Below are 15697 nucleotides of genomic sequence, written 5' to 3' on the forward strand. Positions count from 1 at the left end.
GGCGAACTATGAAGACCACCCCCGCCAAAGCCCGTGCTTACGCCCGTATCGGCGATGCCCAGATGCGCTTCGGCACCCTGGCCATCGACCAGCGCCCGCCGCTCTTCAACCTGGTGGCTAAGGCGCTGAACAAGGACCCCGAAGCCGTGGGGGCCGAGGTCAGGGCACTCAAGGGCCTGCTGGCCGAGACCCTCGCCCGCAGCGTCACCGGCATCCTGATCGACCCGCACTACGCCTTCCCCGCCGCCATGCCCCTCATCCCCCGCGAGACCGGGCTGATGCTGACCCTCGAGCACCACCGCTTCGAGACCACCGAGGGCGGCTGGCGCAAGAGCGCGATCATCCCCGGCTGGAGCGTGGAGCAGGCCGTGCAGATGGGTGCCGACGGCCTCAAGCTCCTGGCCTGGCACCGCCCCGACGCCCCGCCCGAGGTCGTCGAGCACCAGCTCGAGTTCGTGCGAAGGGTGGGGGAGGAGTGCAAGAAGGCCGACCGCCTCTTCATCTTCGAGGTGCTGCCCTACCCCCTCCCCGGCGAGGACGAAGCTGCCTACAACGCCAAACTGCGCGAGCTATCCTTGCAGATCGCCGCCGCCTTCGCCGACCCTGGCTTCCACATCGACCTCTACAAGCTGGCGATTCCCGGCTCGGCCAGCCTGGTGCGGGAGTGGGGCGGCTCCGGCTACAGCCTCGACGACCTCGAGGCCGACATGCGCGAGTACACCAAGCTCCCAGCCCCCTGGCTGCTGCTGTCGGGCGGTCTCAACATCGACCAGTTCGTCGATGCCTTCGAGCACGCGGCGATGGCCGGGGCGCGGGGCTACCTGGCCGGGCGGGCCATCTGGCAGCACCCCCTGCGCCGCTATCCCGACCTCGCAGCCACCCGTGCGGCGCTGCTCGAGGAGGGCCGTGAAGCCCTCGACCGGCTGAACGAGGTGCTGCTGTCGATCCCGCCTATGCATCTCGAGGTGGATTGGGTGCTCGAGGGGATCGCGGGATAGATCAGGCTCTTGGGGCCGCTGCCCTGCTTGAGCTGACCGGTCGGGTCGGGGCTTTGCCGGTGTCCACCCGGTCCCCTCAGCCTAGCCCTGGTGCCGGGAGCGCCTGCGGCAGAGGGGAGCTAGCCTCGAGCCGTGCCGTAGGCCGCCACGAAGTCGGCGGGCGTCATGGCCTTGATGGGCAGCTTTTTGTAGTCGCCGGTGTTGCGAGTGACGATGAGCGCGGCCCCGAACTCGAGCGCGGCGCTCGCCTGGAGCGCGTCCTCGAGGTCCGGGATCGGCATCGCCAGCGCTTGCCGCACCGTCGCGGTGTCGCCCGCCGCCACCTCGACGAAAGCCAACAAATCGGCCAGAAAGCCCCGCACCTCCTGCTTTACCAAATAGGCCAGGTTCGAGACGCTGTGCCAGGCTATGGCTGCTTGCTTCGGGTTGAGCTCGACCCAGTCCAGTACCCCGGCGCTGTCGGCGAAGAAGGGCTCGCGGCGCAGGGCCACGTCCAGCAGGATGTTGGTGTCGATGAGGATTTTCACTCGTGGCCCAGCCCGTAGCGTTGCTTGAGCGCCTCGAGCAGTTCGTCTTGCCCATCGGACTCACGCAGCTCGAGCTTGCCCGCCCACTTCCGGCTGAACCGGGGGCGGGGTGGGGCGGCGTGCTCGGTGGTCTGCCGCAGCAGGTCCTCGACCAGCGCCGAAAGGTTGGTGCGGCGGGCGCGGGCGACGGCTTTGGCCTTGCGCACCACTTCCGGGTCGAGCGTGATGGTGACTCGAGACTTCATGGTATGTATTGTACAGCTAAATGCATACTTCGGGTGGGTGTAACCGTTCCATCAAGGATCTCGAGATCCGTGCCCCCTTCGCTCAGGAGGCCCCGGATATCCTCCAGCCCTGTTCTTTGGGATGGTGCTTGATGTGAAAGGTGATTATGTAGTAAACGTAAGAAGTCTCGTTTTTTCCTATATACTTAACGTAGGTTGGGCAGTGCAAGGCTACGAGAAAGGAGACGCTGATGTCAGAGAAGAAAGCTCCGGGAAAGCTCGCTAGGAGCGCCACCACGACCGGGAAGACCTTCGAGGGGTTCACAGCCGAGGAACGGGCTGCGATGAAGGAGCGCGCCAAAGAGCTGAAGGCGGGTAAGGCCGATGGGGAAAGTGCCGTGCTCGCGAAGATCGCCGAGATGCCGGAGCCGGACCGCTCCATGGCCCTTCGGCTCCATGCGATCATCAAAGCCAGCGCGCCGTCTCTCACGCCGAAAACCTGGTACGGGATGCCCGCTTATGCCAAGGACGGTAAGGTCGTGTGCTTCTTCACCCCTGCATCGAAGTTCAACACCAGGTACGCGACGTTAGGCTTCAATGACTCGGCGCACCTCGACGAAGGAGCCATGTGGCCGACCTCCTTCGCGCTGAAGGAGCTGACCGCCGCCGAAGAGGCTAGGATTGCGGCGCTGGTGAAGAAAGCGGTGGGCTAGGGGCTGAGTTCACCTCAGGCTGGCTAGGCAGCCTAGAGGCTGGTAAGAACCTATTCGAAACACAGCAGACGGATTAAGTTTAGCGTTGAGGATGCCCAAATTGCGGCGATCGCGCTGGCACACAGCATGGTATTGGCTACACGCAACACCGCCGACTTTGCACGAATCGAGGGGCTGGATCTGGTCAATCCTTGGGTAGGTGATGCCTGAGCATCTATGTGTTTCGGAGGCAACGTTATAAGTGTCCTAACCCATTCCCCTCGAGCAACTCCCGCACCATCACCTTTTCCCCCCGCTTCACCGATTCCTCGGCAGCCACCCCGATCACCACGCTCCAGAAGCCCTCTTCGGCGGTGGCGGCGGTGCTGGGCTTGCCGTCCATGGCGTCGATGAAGCGCAGGTGCTCGTAGTAGGTGCCGCCGTTGTGGCCGGTGGCCTCGATGAGGGCGGGGTAGCTGGGGGTCATGACTCGAGAGGTGCGGTCGGGGAGGCAGATGACCTCGAGGTAGCTCTTCCACTCCGAGTGAGCCTGCCCGTTTTCGCCCTCGCTGGCCTTGAGGCGGCCCTCGTCGCCGCAGATGACGATCTCCTCGTAGACCATGGGCGCGAACATGCACAGGTTGAAGTTGGCCCGGATGCCGTTGGCGTACTCCACGATCACGAAGGCGTTGTCGAGGATGTCCGAGCGCTCGCCTTCGTACTCGAAGTCCTTGAAGTTCACCGCCTGGCTCCCCGACGCGTAGACCATTACCGGCCTCGACTCGGCAAACAGGTTGAACAAATCGAAGTAGTGGCAGCACTTCTCCACCAGGGTGCCGCCCGAGTACTTCGAGAACTTGTTCCACTGCCGCACTTTGTCGAGGAAAGGCTCGCGGTGCTCGAGGATGGTGATGGTCTTGATCTCGCCCAGGCTGCGGCGCACCTTGGCCTCGTGGATGGCCTCGACGTAGATGGGCTTGTAGCGGTACTGGAGGCCGATTTGCAGCACCTTGGGGTAGTTTTGCGCGATCTGCCAGATCGCGTAGGCGTCCTTCAGGTTGGTGGCCATGGGCTTTTCCAGCAAGATGTGCTTGCCCGAGCGTACCGCGACCTTGAGCACCTCGAGGTGGGTGTGGTTGGGGGTGCAGATGATCAGCCCGTCTACCGCCGGGTCGTTGCAGGCGGCCTCGAGGCTGTCGTAGACCACCAGGGGCTCCTCGGAGAACTCGGCCTTGACCCGGCGGGCGCCCTCGACGCTGGAGGGGTTGGGGTCGTAGACGCCGTGGACGGTGCAGCGTCCCTCGAGCATCGTCACCCTAATGTGCTCCTGCCCGTTGACCCCCACCCCGATGACGTTAAAGCGGTACTTGAGGGGCCCAGGGTTCATCAGGAAGCGGTCTTCCACGGGCACGTAGGCGAATTTCGGCACCAGCGCGTGGAGGCGGTTGGCGAACTCCTTGCTTTTCTTCACGAGGTAATTATAAATCTTAGATTCAAAAATAGCTCACCGGTAGAATCAGGTGTTCGAACGGAGGTCCCAGATGCCCTATGTCTTAGCCCTGGACCAGGGAACCACTTCCAGCCGCGCCATCGTCTTCGACCTCGAGGGAAAACCGCTGGCTCAGGCCCAGCAGGAGTTCACCCAGCACTTTCCCCAGCCCGGTTGGGTCGAGCACGACCCTTTGGAGATCTGGCAGTCGCAACTCCAGACTGCCCGCGAGGCCGTCCGGCGCTCCGGGGTAGCCCCCTCGCAGATCGTGGCCATCGGCATCACCAACCAGCGCGAGACGGTGGTGCTTTGGGAACGCGCGACGGGCAAGCCGGTGTACCGGGCCATCGTGTGGCAGGACCGGCGCACCGCGGGGATCTGTGAGGAACTCAGGAAGCACGGCTACGAGGAGGTCTTCCGCCAGAAGAGCGGGCTGGTGCTGGACCCCTACTTCTCGGGCACCAAGCTCAAGTGGCTGCTGGACGAGGTTCCGGGCCTGCGCGAGCGGGCGGGGAAGGGGGAGTTGTGCTTTGGCACCGTCGATTCCTGGCTGATCTACAACCTCACTGGCGGCCAGGTGCACGCCACCGACGTTTCCAACGCCTCGCGCACCCTGCTGTTCAACCTGCAGACCCTCGAGTGGGACTCCCACCTGCTGGGGGTGCTGGGCATCCCCAAGGCGGTGCTGCCACAGGTGCGGCCCTCGGCGGGGGTCTACGGCTACACCGTGAGCGAGCTTTTGGGGGCCTCGATCCCCATTGCGGGGGTGGCGGGCGACCAGCAGGCCGCGCTCTTCGGGCAGGCTTGCTTCAAGGCGGGCATGGCCAAGAACACCTACGGCACAGGCTGCTTCTTGCTGATGAACACCGGCCACAAACCCGTGGCTTCACAGCGGGGGCTGCTGAGCACGGTGGCTTGGCAACTCGAGGGGGAGCGGCCTGAGTACGCCCTCGAGGGCAGCGTCTTCATCGCGGGGGCGGTGGTGCAATGGCTGCGCGACGGGCTGGGCATCATCCAGAAGTCCAGCGAGGTCGAGGCCCTGGCCCAAAGCGTGCCCAGTACCGACGGGGTCTACCTGGTCCCGGCCTTCGTGGGGCTGGGCGCACCCTACTGGGACGCCTACGCGCGGGGTGCCATCGTGGGGCTCACGCGGGGCAGCACCAAGGCCCACATCGCGCGGGCCGCGCTCGAGGCCATCGCCTACCAAGCCCGCGACCTGGTGGGGGCCATGGAGGCCGACTCAGGGCTGGGGCTCAGCGAACTGCGGGTGGACGGCGGAGCCAGCGTCAACGACATGCTGATGCAGTTCCAGGCCGACATCCTGGGCGCGGCGGTGCTGCGGCCCCAGGTCACCGAGACCACCGCGCTGGGCGCGGCCTACCTGGCGGCCATCGGCGTGGAAGCGCTGAGCAAGGCCCAGATTGCCGAACGCTGGGCGGTGGACAGGCGCTTCGAGCCGCAGATGAGCGAGGAAGAAAGAAACCGCCTCTACGCCGGCTGGCAGAAGGCGGTGGAGCGGGCGAGGGGCTGGGCGCAGTAGCTTTCACATCCACACCGGCAGCGTCATCCCCGATAATCGGGGTGGAGGAGTGCTATGGCGAGCCCAATTCAGGAGATGCTCGAGAAAGCCCGGCAGGTGGCCGAGAATGCCCTCAAGGAGGCCGAGGCCCGGCTGGGTGAGGTCAAAGCCAGCCTGGACAAGGATAAAGACGGCATCCCCGACGCCATCGAAGGGCTGATGAGCCAGGCCCGCGAGGCTGCGGAAAAGGCCAAGGCCAAGCTGAGCGAGATCAAAGCCAGTCTGGACAAGGACAAAGACGGCATCCCCGACCAGCTCGAGAAGCTCTCCGAACAGGCCAAGCAGGCTGCCGAAGCCGCCAGGGCCAAGGCCGAGGAACTGGCCAAGGCCGTCCGCGAACGCATGGGCGGCAGGTAGAATCCTGGGGATGGAAGCTGGACGCTGGCTGGTGGTTTTGGGGGTGCTGCTGGCCCTGCTGGGGTTGGTGATGATCTACGCCCCGAAGCTTCTGGGCTGGTTCGGCCACCTGCCGGGGGACATCCGCCTCGAGCGGGACGGCTTTCGGCTTTACTTTCCCCTCACCTCGATGCTGCTGTTGAGCCTGGTGTTGAGCCTTGTGCTCAACCTGCTGGCCCGCTGGTTCCGAGGCCATTGAAGGCAGCGACCAGGGCTAGACCCACTCAAGCTCATAAGCCTCCGAACCCTATCCGAGGGGAGATTTCTCCCCTCCGTTCTCTTGCTTCAGAGGGGAATCTCTTTCGCCGAGAGGTTAAAAAAGCCACCATCAGCGCATTTTTGCGTCCAGGAAAGCCATCGGCAATCCCGTGGGCTCCACGATGCGCGAGAGCATGGTCTGGGCGATGGAGCGGGCATACTGCTTGGCGATTTCGGCGTTCTCCCCGGCGAAGTGCTCATCGACGGTGGCGGTGAACAGCTCGAGCCAGCGTTCGAAGTGCTCGGGCCTGAGGGGCTTGCGGGCGTTGAGCGCGAGGTGCTTGTACATCATCCCGCCCTTGTAGGCCCCCGTGCGGAAGAGGATGTTCTCCCAGAAGTCGTGCATGGTGGGGAGGTGGGCCTCGAGGTCGAGCCCCTCGAAGAGGTAGCCGATCAGCGGATCGCGGGTAGCCTTGCTGTAGAAGGCATTCACCACGGTGGCGATGTCGGCGCGGGAGGCGATGTCCGGCATGGAGAGCAGCATAGGGCAAGGCGGGGGGTGGCTACAGTGAGCAAAGTCCCTGCTGATGGCCGAAAGCCATGGGGTCGTACGTCATACGTCTTACGTCGTACGCGAAACGCCGAACGCCCAATACCCTTTCTCTACCCCCCTTAACAAGGGGGGCAAGGGGGGATAACCACAAGCTACCCGACACCCGCCCTTCTTCAATACGCCACCTTCAGCCCCTCGAGGTAGCGGAAGACGTTCTTGGGCATGTACCTGAACTCCTGGGGCAGCAAGCGCAACTCGGGGAGGCGCTCGAGCAACACCCTGAGCGCGGTCTGGAGTTCAACGCGGGCCAGCGGGGCTCCGATGCAGTAGTGCAGGCCGGCACCGAAGGCCAGGTGGGGGTTAGGGTTGCGGGTGATGTCGAAGGTCTCGGGGTCGCGGAAGACGGCGGGGTCGTGGTTGGCGGAGGCGTAGTAGAGCACCAGCTTGGTGCCGCGCTCCCAGCGCTGTCCCTTGTACTCGAGGGGCTCGAGCACGTAGCGCTCGAAGAATTGCAGCGGGGTGTCGTAGCGCATCATCTCCTCGACGGCGGTGGGGATGAGGCTGGGATCGGCCTTGAGGCGGGCGTACTGCTCGGGATGCGAGAGCAGGGCCTTCATGCCGTTGCCCATGACGTTGACCACTGCTTCGTGGCCCGCGTTGAGCAAGAGGATGCAGTTGTTAATGAGTTCCTGCTCGCTCAGGCGCTCGGGCTCGCGGTCGTGTACCTGGAGCATGGCGCTGAAGAGATCGTCACCGGGTTGTTGGCGCTTGAGGGGGATCATGGCCCGCAGGTAAGCCGCGAACTCCTGGGCGCAGCGGATGGCCTCGGCCTCCATGGCCTTGGTGCGCTCGGGCTCGAACCAGCCGATGATGCCTTTGGACCAGGGCACCAGATGGTGGCGGTCGGCCTCGGGGATGCCCAGCAAGTCGGCGATGACGGTGACGGGGATGGGCTGGGCGAAGTCGTGGATCAAATCGGCCTGGCGCTGGGGACGCTTGAGCAGGTCGTCCACCAGCCGCTCGCACAGGGCGTGGACCTTGCCCGAAAGCTCGCGCACGCGCTTGGGGGTGAAGGTCTGGTGGAAGACCTCCTTGATGCGGGTGTGGTCGGGAGGTTCGATCTCGAGGATCGAGCCCACGCGAGTCTGCTCGAACTGCCACTCGTACTCCCCCCACTGCGGGTAGTTCTCCAGCACCCTCCCCAGCCTGCGGTCGCGCAGGAGGGTATTGACGTCGTCGTAGCGGGTGAGCACGTAGGCGTGCCACTTCTCGAAGAAGAAAATGGGGCTTTCCTCGCGCAGGCGGCGGTAAGTGGGATAGGGGTTGGCGAGGAAGGCAGGGTCGGTGGGATTGAAGGATGGGGTCATGGTCGTGATGATAGCCCAATAGCGACCGGTGGGAAGTGGCTACCTCCCCACCCCCTTGCTAAGGGGGCAAGCCTTTAGCCTCTTGCGTTTGGCTACCGGCTCGAGCAGCAAAAAACCCGGTCCTCCGACCGGGCTATAAGCGGAGATGGGCTCAGGCGTTGGTCTGCTGGGGGATGTGCTTTTGCAGCCGGGCCTCGAAGTTGCGCTTAGGTTGGGCGCCTACGAGCACCTCGGCGGGCTCGCCGTTCTTGAAGAGGATGATGGTGGGGATGCTCATCACGCGGTACTTCATGGCCGTCTGGGGATTGGCGTCCACGTCCAGCTTGCCCACAGTGACCTTGCCTGCGTACTCGCTGGCCAACTCCTCGATCACCGGGGCCACCATGCGGCACGGGCCGCACCACTCGGCCCAGAAATCGACCAGCACCAGTTCATTGTTCTTCAGGGTCTGCTCAAAGTTGGCATCGGTCACTTCGATCGGCTTCGCCATAGCTTGCACCTCTGCAACTTGCTTCCTTTCCGCTCCCGCCTGTCGTGAGAAACCCCAGCCAACCGGGCGCGCACGGACCTACTCTAGCACCGCTCCATCATCCTAAGGAAAGCAGGGGCACGTTCTGGGTAAGCGCTGATACTTTGGATGAGTGGACTGCCTCGAGGTCACACCCGAGTTCGCCCGAGCCCGCGAGTTGTGGCAGCGTGGGGAGTTCTGGGAGGTGCACGAGGTGCTCGAGCCCCTGTGGATGCGGCTGGAGGGCAAGCGGCGCGAGGTGGTGCACGGCCTGATCCTGCTGGCCGCCGCCTTGCACAAGGCCAGGACTAGCCCCACCGGGGGCTGGCGCAACTTCGCCAAGGCCCTGCGGCACCTGGAGGGTTTGCCGGATATTTACGCCGGGCTCGACCTGGGCCAGACCGTCGCCGAGGTGCGGCGGGCGCTCGAGCAACCCGGCTACCATCCCCGGCTTTGCCTGGCTCGCTCCTGAGGGGCTGTAACACCGGCGAGGTATTGCGAGTTGAGCCACCATTGACATCCGGCTGACAGGGGCCGCCTAGCTTGGCTTTAGCTCTATTGAGAAGCATTACCGCTCAGGAGGAAGCCATGATCAAGCTCGAGCCCGACGCCCAGGAGTTCCACCAGGCCCCGCGCGGCAACCGCAGCCCGGCGACGTGCCACTGGAAGTGCGGCGATGCCTGCGCCCAGCCCGTCCCCAACCCCAGCGACAATGCCTACGTGCGTGACGTGATCGAAGAAGCCCTCACCCGCCGCAGCTTCCTGGCGGCCAGCGCGGCTGGGTTGTTCGTGCTGTCGGGTTTCTCGGCGCTGGCGAGGGCCCAGGCTTCAGGCAATATCGGCTTCAAGGCCATCGGGCTTTCCACCGAAGACCGGCTGCTGCTCGCCCAGGGCTACAGCGCCAACGTGGTCATCCGCTGGGGCGACCCCATCGCTCGGGGCGCTCGCCGCTTCGACCTCGCCAACTGGAGCGCCCGGGACCAGGAGGCCGCCTTCGGCTACAACTGCGACTACATCAGCTACCTGCCCCTGCCCTACGGCTCGGCCAACCAGAACCGCGCGCTGTTGTGGGCCAACCACGAGTACACCAACCCCGAGCTAATGTTCCCCGGCTACAGCGCGGGCAAGCCCACCAAAGAGCAGGTGGATGTCGAACTCGCCGCCCACGGCGGCAGCGTGGTGGAGGTCGTGCGCGCAGCCGACGGCAGCGTGGAGTACCTGCCCGTCTCGCAGTTCAACCGCCGCATCACCGCCCTCACCCCCATGGAACTCACCGGCCCCGCCGCCGGCCACCCCTGGCTGCAGACCAAGGCCGACCCCACTGGCCGGCGGGTGCTGGGGATGCTCAACAACTGCGCCGGAGGCACCACTCCTTGGGGCACCGTCCTCAGCGCCGAGGAGAACTTCAACCAGTACTTCGCGGGTAACGATGGGGTGAGCAACGAAACCCTCAAGAAGATTCACGCCCGCTACGGCCTGCCCGCCAAGGAGTCGGGGCGGCGCTGGGAGGCTTTCTACGACCGCTTCGACCTCACCAAGGAGCCCAACGAGCCTTTCCGCCACGGCTGGATCGTGGAGATTGACCCCTACGACCCCACCTTCACCCCCAAGAAGCGTACCGCCCTCGGTCGCTTCAAGCACGAGGGTGCCGAGATCAGCCTGGCCGCCGATGGGCGGGTGGTGGCCTACATGGGCGACGACGAGCGCTTCGAATACATGTACAAGTTCGTCTCCAAGGGCCGCTTCAACCCCGCCGACCGCAAGGCCAACCTGGACCTCCTGGACGAGGGCACCCTCTATGTGGCCCGGCTCAACCCCGACGGCACCGGCGAGTGGCTGCCGCTGGTGTTCGGCAACGGCCCGCTGACTGCTGCCAACGGCTTCGCCAGCCAGGCCGAGGTGCTCATCAACACCCGCGGGGCCGCCGACCTTTTGGGCGCGACCAAGATGGACCGCCCCGAGGACCTCGAGCGCAACCCGGTCACGGGTCTGGTCTACGCGGTCATGACCAACAACTCCCGTCGCACCGCCGCCCAGGTGGACAGGGCCAATCCCCGCCCCGACAACAAGGACGGACACATCCTCGAGATCATGGAAGAGGGCAACGACGCCGGGGCTACCCGCTTCCGCTGGACGCTGTTTTTGGTCTGCGGCGACCCCAAGGACCCCAGTACCTTCTTCGCCGGGTTCGACAAGACCAAGGTCTCGCCCGTGGCCACCCCCGACAACATCACCTTCGACCGCGCGGGCAACATGTGGATCGCCACCGACGGCATGGACGGCTCCAACCTCAAGTCCAACGACGGCATCTTCGCCGTGCCCACCCAGGGCCCCGAGCGCGGCTACGTGCGCCAGTTCATGTCGGCCCCCAGGGGGGCCGAGGTCTGCGGCCCGATCTTCACCGCCGATGGCCGTACCCTCTTCGCGGGCATCCAGCACCCCGGCGAGGGGGGTACCCTCGAGAAGCCGCTGAGCCTGTGGCCCGACGGCGTCGGCACCGCTCGCCCCTCGGTGGTGGCCATCCGCAAGGATGACGGCGGCGTGATCGGCACTTAGAGGGAGGACGGGCCCGGAGGTCGAACGCGCCTGCGTCTACCGGTAAGCTAGGGGCGTGCAATCGTTCGTCTACGCCTACCGGGGCGGCCTGATCGAGAACCGCCACCGCCTCTCCCTCGCCATCGTCGATCCTGCGGGCAAGCTGCTGGCGCACAGTGGCGACCCCCACCTCACGGCCCACCTGCGCTCCAGCGCCAAGCCCTTTCAGGCCCTGGCCCTCTACCTGAGCGGGGCCGTGGAGCGCTTCGGCCTCACCCCCGAGGAGGTGGCCCTGGCCTGCGCCTCCCACGACGGGACGCCCCGCCACGTCGAGGTGGCCGCGGGTTTCCTGCAAAAGCTCGGCCTCGAGCCCTCCGCCCTGGTGTGCGGCATCCACCCGCCCTTCTCCCGCAGCGCCCGCAAGGCCCTCGAGCACAACGGGCAGAAGCCCACCGTGCTGCACAACAACTGCTCGGGCAAGCACACCGGCATGATGGCCGCCGCGCTGGCGATGGGGGAGAGCCCCGAGGGCTACGAGCAGCCCACCCATCCCGTCCAGCGGCTCAACCTCCAGACCCTGCGCGACCTCTCCGGCGTGTCCGACGTGCCCTACGGCGTAGACGGGTGCAGCGTTCCCACCTTCGTGCTGCCCCTGGCCGCCGCCGCTAAGATGTTCGCCCACCTAGCTGCCCCCGAGACCGCTCCCGAGCCCTACCAGGAGGGCCTCGAGGCGGTCTACCGGGCTATCCGCGCCCACCCCGAGATGGTGGCCGGGCCCGAGAGCATCGACACCGTCTTGATGCAAAAAGTCCCCGGCCTCATCGCCAAGCGCGGGGCCGACGGCTACTACGGCATGGCCCTGCGCGAGAGCCGCTGGGGCCCCATCGGCATCACCCTCAAGGTCGAAGACGGCTCGCAGGCCGCCCGCGAACCCGCCGTGGTGCGGCTTCTGGAACTCCTGGGCCCGCTCTCGCCCGAGGAACCTTTGGAGTGGCGCAGGCCGCTGCTCAAGAACGTGCGGGGCCTCGAGGTCGGCTGGCTGGAGGCGAGGCTCGAGCTGCGGTGGGCCTGAGGGGAGGCGCGATCAGTCCAGGCCAAGGTGTGGCTTGATCTTCCTGCTAATCTGCTGCATCAGCGCAGGGGGAACCGTGCCCAGCTTATGGCTGAGCCGGGCTTTGGAAACGGCGCTCAGTTGCCCAACCTGGGCTTTGCTATTGGTCTCGAGCCCCGTTGCCTCAGCGGGCAGCAGCACCTTGGAAGGGATAGATTCGCGCGCTGTCGGAGGAAAGAGGGGCGACCACCACCGTAGTTCCATGGAGTGTTGGAGGTGTTGCCCAGGGCGAGCAGGATGATCTTGGGCGGAGGGCCTTTGAGGCTTTGCAGCGTCACGAAGTCGCTGTCCTTGGTGATGAACACGATGTCCTTGCCCTGAGCCGCTCGGAAGATCAATTCGTCACTGGCTCTGCTCAGTCCGAGGTCACGCAAAGGCCACACCTCAAGGCCAAATTCCTTGCGGATCCAGTTGGCAATGGCCGGGGAAATGTGGGCATCGAGCCAGAGCGTCACGCTGCTATGGTAGGGTGGTTCAGCCGCATCGACGCATACTGCAACGCTGCTTTCAGATCGTCCGGCTCGAGGTCCGGCAGTTCCTCGAGGATCTGCTCGGGACTTAGCCCGGCAGCGTATAAATCGAGGATGTCCGTTACCCGGATGCACGGGCGACCCCCGCACTGTTCAGGATTGATGGTGATGCGCTCGAGGAGGTTCATGTTCACCCTTTCCCTGCAGGACGGTAGAACTGTACAGAGTATAGCGAGCTGTAAGGAAGCTGCCTCCACCGCCGCAGGAGTCGAAGACGTGTGGGCTTCGTCGTGTATTACCAGGTCGAATTTTGGTATACCGGCCCTTGACCTTTGACCCTCGACCCTTAACAATCTACGGGTATGCGAGGCTTGTCCCAGCGCGTCAAGGCGCTCAAACCCAGTGCTACGGTGGCGGTCAACGCCAAGGCCCTCGAGCTGCGCCGCCAGGGCGTGGACCTGGTTGCCATGACGGCGGGCGAGCCCGATTTCGACACTCCCCAGCACGTCAAGGACGCGGCCCTGCGGGCCATGCAGGCGGGCAAGACCAAGTACGCGCCCCCGGCGGGCATCCCCGAGCTGCGCGAGGCCATCAGCGCCAAGTTCAAGCGCGAGAACGGGCTCGAGATCCCGCCCGAGCAGACCGTGGTCACGGTGGGCGGCAAGCAGGCGCTGTTCAACCTTTTCCAGGCCATCCTCGACCCCGGCGACGAGGTGATCGTCATCGGGCCTTACTGGGTCTCCTACCCCGAGATGGTGCGCTTCGCCCAGGGCACCCCGGTCGAGGTGCTCACCGGTCCCGAGTCGGGCTTCGTGCCCGACCCCGAGGAGATCGAGCGCAAGATCACCTCCCGCACCAAGGCCCTGGTGCTCAACTCGCCGGGCAACCCCACCGGCGCGGTGTACCCGCCTGAAGTCATCCGGGCCATCGCCGAGCTGGCCAACAAGCACGACTTCTACCTCGTCTCCGACGAGATCTACGAGCACCTGATCTACGAGGGTGAGCACTTCTCCCCAGCCCACGTCGCTCCCGAGCGCACCATCACCGTCAACGGCGCGGCCAAGGCCTATGCCATGACCGGTTGGCGCATCGGCTACGCGGGTGGCCCCAAGGACGTGATCAAGGGCATCATCGACGTCTCGAGCCAGTCCACCACCTCCCCCGACACCATCGCCCAGTGGGCCATGGTCGAAGCCCTCACCAACACCGAGGCCTCGGGCCGCTTCATCGCCATGGCCCGCGAGGCCTACCGCAAGCGCCGCGACCTCATCGTGAAGGGCCTCAACGACATCGGCCTCACCACGCCCATGGTCAATGGGGCCTTCTACGTGCTTTCCGACACCAGCCGCATCGACCCCGACGAGAACAAGGCGGCCTTGCGGATGCTCGAGGAGGCCAAGGTGGCCGTGGTGCCCGGCACCGACTTCGCCGCGCCGCATCACGTTCGCTTCAGCTACGCCACCAGCGAGGCCAACATCCAGAAAGCGCTCGAGCGGCTGGCCGAGTTGCTCAAGGTCGGATAAACACGTCAGGCCCATAGGGTAGATCCAAGTTGGCGAGCCTCCTGCCGGTCGGCTGTTCATCCTTTTTCGCGGAACTGCCCGTATCGCGGGAGGCATTTGGTCGCCCATCCGTACAGCCGCCGGGTGAAGGTCTGCTACCATAGGTACGGACCTATGGACTCCCCCGAGATCCTGACCTTCAGCACGCCCAAGGTGGAAACGTCCTCGGTCGAGGCCATACCCTCGCCCACCCTCGAGCTGGCCTACGCCTACTACGTGCTCAACCGTCCCGATAGCCAGCAGAAGGGCCGTGAGATGCCCTGGCTGGGCTTGCTCTACGAGCAACACCCCGAGCTGGTGGAGCGGATCCGCACCTTCTGGCCCGAGGCGGAGCGCGACCATGTCGGCTTCGACCTCTTCTGGCTCGTGGCCGACTTAGGCTACGCCCGCGACCCCAGCCCCCAGCGCCTGCTCGAGGACCTGGCGAAGCTGCCGGGCCGCTTCCTCAAGCACCTCGAGGTCCAGCGCCACAAAGCGCTCGAGAAGTGCGAGGACGAGGCTCAGCGGGAGAAGGAAAGCCACAAGTACGAGGGGCCGATAAAGCGTTTTAGCAAGCTCAAGCACTCCAGGGAACTCCGACAGAGCTACATAGAGATGCTGAGCCAGCTGTGGGCCGTCCTCGAGCCGCTGTGGCTGAAGGAGGGGCTGGAGGAGGCCCGGCGGGCCAGCGAGCTTTTCCGGGCCAAATACCAGCAGACGGGCGACGTGCTCGAGGCCCTGCCGCCGCACCACTTCACCCAGTTCGAGGCCGACGCGCAGGAGATCAGGGCTTCACAGAAAAAAGGCGCCCTGGTTGTGGTGCCGCTGTACTTCGCCCTGGGCGGCGGCTTCAACTTCGACATGGCCGACGCCCATTACATTGGCTATGGCATCCAGAGCGAGCGTTTCTACGAAGACCTCAGCGCCCAGGCGCAGGCCACCGCCGCCAGCATGAAGGCCCTGGCCGACCCCACGCGGCTGATGCTCCTGACCCTCATTGCCCGTTATGAGAACTTCGCCCTGACGGTGAGCGATCTCGCCAAGCAGTTGGGCGTGAGCCAGCCCACCGTCAGCGGTCACCTCAAGCTGCTCAAGGAGGCCGGCCTGGTTACCCTTGAAAAACACGGCAACAAGGCTTTCCACAAGCTCAATATCCAGGCGCTCGAGGCCACCTTCGACGGGCTGCGCAAGCTGCTGTTGCGGCCTAAGTAGATAGCCCATTGACAATATAGCCAATTGCCTATACTATGTTATATAGGAGGTTGGCTATGAATTTTAGCTACGAGTTACTGCAGGTCAGGGCCAGTGAGCGTATCGCCCAACTCCGCCAGGAAGCCGAGAACGAGCGCTCCTTGCGACAAAAAGCCAAAGAGGCCTTCCAGGTTCTGGCCTTTGCTCGCCGCGAGCAGCGCCAGCCAGCCTCCAAAGCTCCCTCACGGCGTTCTGCTTAGGGCCGAGCGAAGCGAACCCAGCCAGAACTGAGCCTCCTGGCTGGGTTTGGCTTTTTGC

At 64.9% G+C, this 15697-nt stretch carries 19 protein-coding genes and 1 pseudogene; 11 read left to right on the forward strand and 9 right to left on the reverse strand.

Annotated features, from left to right (window positions below; all coding sequences use genetic code 11):
• Positions 1-8 precede the first annotated feature (8 nt).
• Positions 9-998 carry a tagatose 1,6-diphosphate aldolase gene (locus tag Mrose_RS02155; RefSeq protein WP_119275786.1) on the forward strand — a complete coding sequence of 330 codons (990 nt, stop codon included), beginning with the start codon at positions 9-11 and terminating at the stop codon, positions 996-998.
• A 119-nt stretch (positions 999-1117) separates the two neighbouring features.
• On the opposite strand, the gene Mrose_RS02160 is transcribed toward Mrose_RS02155, so the two are convergent.
• Positions 1118-1525: a type II toxin-antitoxin system VapC family toxin gene (locus tag Mrose_RS02160; protein WP_119275787.1), complete on the reverse strand. Its 408-nt coding sequence runs from the start codon at positions 1523-1525 to the stop codon at positions 1118-1120.
• Positions 1522-1770: a DUF6364 family protein gene (locus Mrose_RS02165; protein ID WP_119275788.1), complete on the reverse strand. Its 249-nt coding sequence runs from the start codon at positions 1768-1770 to the stop codon at positions 1522-1524. Before Mrose_RS02165 ends, Mrose_RS02160 begins: the two co-directional genes overlap by 4 nt.
• Before the next feature lie 230 nt (positions 1771-2000).
• Here Mrose_RS02165 and Mrose_RS02170 point away from each other — a divergent pair, with 230 nt between their 5' ends.
• A complete protein-coding gene (locus tag Mrose_RS02170) occupies positions 2001-2462 on the forward strand; it encodes an iron chaperone (RefSeq protein ID WP_119275789.1) in 462 nt (153 codons plus the stop codon).
• A 235-nt stretch (positions 2463-2697) separates the two neighbouring features.
• Here the strand turns inward: Mrose_RS02170 and Mrose_RS02175 are convergent, their stop codons facing one another.
• A complete protein-coding gene (locus Mrose_RS02175) occupies positions 2698-3912 on the reverse strand; it encodes a Gfo/Idh/MocA family protein (protein WP_119275790.1) in 1215 nt (404 codons plus the stop codon).
• A 70-nt stretch (positions 3913-3982) separates the two neighbouring features.
• Between Mrose_RS02175 and glpK the strand changes: the two genes are divergently transcribed.
• From glpK to Mrose_RS02190, 3 genes are read left to right on the forward strand one after another with little or no spacing between them, the layout of a single operon-like run.
• Complete coding sequence (gene glpK, locus Mrose_RS02180; protein ID WP_119275791.1) at positions 3983-5470, forward strand: glycerol kinase GlpK; 1488 nt, start codon at positions 3983-3985, stop codon at positions 5468-5470.
• Positions 5471-5524: 54 nt separating this feature from the next.
• Complete coding sequence (locus tag Mrose_RS02185) at positions 5525-5866, forward strand: dolichyl-phosphate-mannose-protein mannosyltransferase (protein WP_119275792.1); 342 nt, start codon at positions 5525-5527, stop codon at positions 5864-5866.
• A 10-nt stretch (positions 5867-5876) separates the two neighbouring features.
• A complete protein-coding gene (locus Mrose_RS02190; RefSeq protein ID WP_119275793.1) occupies positions 5877-6104 on the forward strand; it encodes a DUF2905 domain-containing protein in 228 nt (75 codons plus the stop codon).
• A gap of 129 nt (positions 6105-6233) precedes the next feature.
• On the opposite strand, the gene Mrose_RS02195 is transcribed toward Mrose_RS02190, so the two are convergent.
• From Mrose_RS02195 to trxA, 3 genes and pseudogenes are all read right to left on the reverse strand, one after another.
• Positions 6234-6635, reverse strand: a complete 402-nt coding sequence (locus Mrose_RS02195; protein ID WP_119275794.1) for a group III truncated hemoglobin — start codon at positions 6633-6635, stop codon at positions 6234-6236.
• Between the two features lie 194 nt (positions 6636-6829).
• On the reverse strand, positions 6830-8023 hold the full coding sequence (locus tag Mrose_RS02200; protein ID WP_119275795.1) for a cytochrome P450: 1194 nt from the start codon (positions 8021-8023) through the stop codon (positions 6830-6832).
• Between the two features lie 151 nt (positions 8024-8174).
• A pseudogene (trxA, locus tag Mrose_RS02205) lies at positions 8175-8528 on the reverse strand (thioredoxin); the annotation flags it as partial.
• Positions 8529-8664: 136 nt separating this feature from the next.
• Here trxA and Mrose_RS02210 point away from each other — a divergent pair.
• From Mrose_RS02210 to Mrose_RS02220, 3 genes are all read left to right on the forward strand, one after another.
• Positions 8665-9003 (forward strand): DUF309 domain-containing protein, encoded by a 339-nt coding sequence (locus Mrose_RS02210; protein ID WP_119275797.1) that lies wholly within the window; start codon positions 8665-8667, stop codon positions 9001-9003.
• A 116-nt stretch (positions 9004-9119) separates the two neighbouring features.
• Entirely contained in the window at positions 9120-11087 is a 1968-nt protein-coding gene (locus Mrose_RS02215; protein WP_119275798.1) for a PhoX family protein, read from the forward strand.
• A 55-nt stretch (positions 11088-11142) separates the two neighbouring features.
• Positions 11143-12138 (forward strand): asparaginase, encoded by a 996-nt coding sequence (locus tag Mrose_RS02220; RefSeq protein ID WP_119275799.1) that lies wholly within the window; start codon positions 11143-11145, stop codon positions 12136-12138.
• 12 nt (positions 12139-12150) lie between these two features.
• Here the strand turns inward: Mrose_RS02220 and Mrose_RS19755 are convergent, their stop codons facing one another.
• From Mrose_RS19755 to Mrose_RS02235, 3 genes are read right to left on the reverse strand one after another with little or no spacing between them, the layout of a single operon-like run.
• Positions 12151-12318 (reverse strand): type II toxin-antitoxin system PemK/MazF family toxin, encoded by a 168-nt coding sequence (locus Mrose_RS19755; protein WP_182482632.1) that lies wholly within the window; start codon positions 12316-12318, stop codon positions 12151-12153.
• Entirely contained in the window at positions 12255-12632 is a 378-nt protein-coding gene (locus Mrose_RS18750) for a DUF5615 family PIN-like protein (protein ID WP_182482633.1), read from the reverse strand. Before Mrose_RS18750 ends, Mrose_RS19755 begins: the two co-directional genes overlap by 64 nt.
• A complete protein-coding gene (locus Mrose_RS02235; protein ID WP_119275823.1) occupies positions 12629-12835 on the reverse strand; it encodes a DUF433 domain-containing protein in 207 nt (68 codons plus the stop codon). Before Mrose_RS02235 ends, Mrose_RS18750 begins: the two co-directional genes overlap by 4 nt.
• A 174-nt stretch (positions 12836-13009) precedes the next feature.
• Between Mrose_RS02235 and Mrose_RS02240 the strand changes: the two genes are divergently transcribed.
• The 3 genes from Mrose_RS02240 (at position 13010) to Mrose_RS02250 (ending at position 15639) form a co-directional block, all read left to right on the forward strand.
• The gene (locus Mrose_RS02240) at positions 13010-14170 is read left to right on the forward strand and encodes a pyridoxal phosphate-dependent aminotransferase (RefSeq protein WP_119275801.1); all 1161 of its coding nucleotides are present in this window, start codon (positions 13010-13012) and stop codon (positions 14168-14170) included.
• Between the two features lie 153 nt (positions 14171-14323).
• Entirely contained in the window at positions 14324-15400 is a 1077-nt protein-coding gene (locus tag Mrose_RS02245; protein WP_119275802.1) for an ArsR/SmtB family transcription factor, read from the forward strand.
• A gap of 56 nt (positions 15401-15456) precedes the next feature.
• Entirely contained in the window at positions 15457-15639 is a 183-nt protein-coding gene (locus Mrose_RS02250) for a hypothetical protein (RefSeq protein ID WP_119275803.1), read from the forward strand.
• The last annotated feature ends 58 nt before the right edge of the window (positions 15640-15697 follow it).

Source organism: Calidithermus roseus (genome assembly GCF_003574095.1).
Classification (GTDB): domain Bacteria; phylum Deinococcota; class Deinococci; order Deinococcales; family Thermaceae; genus Calidithermus; species Calidithermus roseus.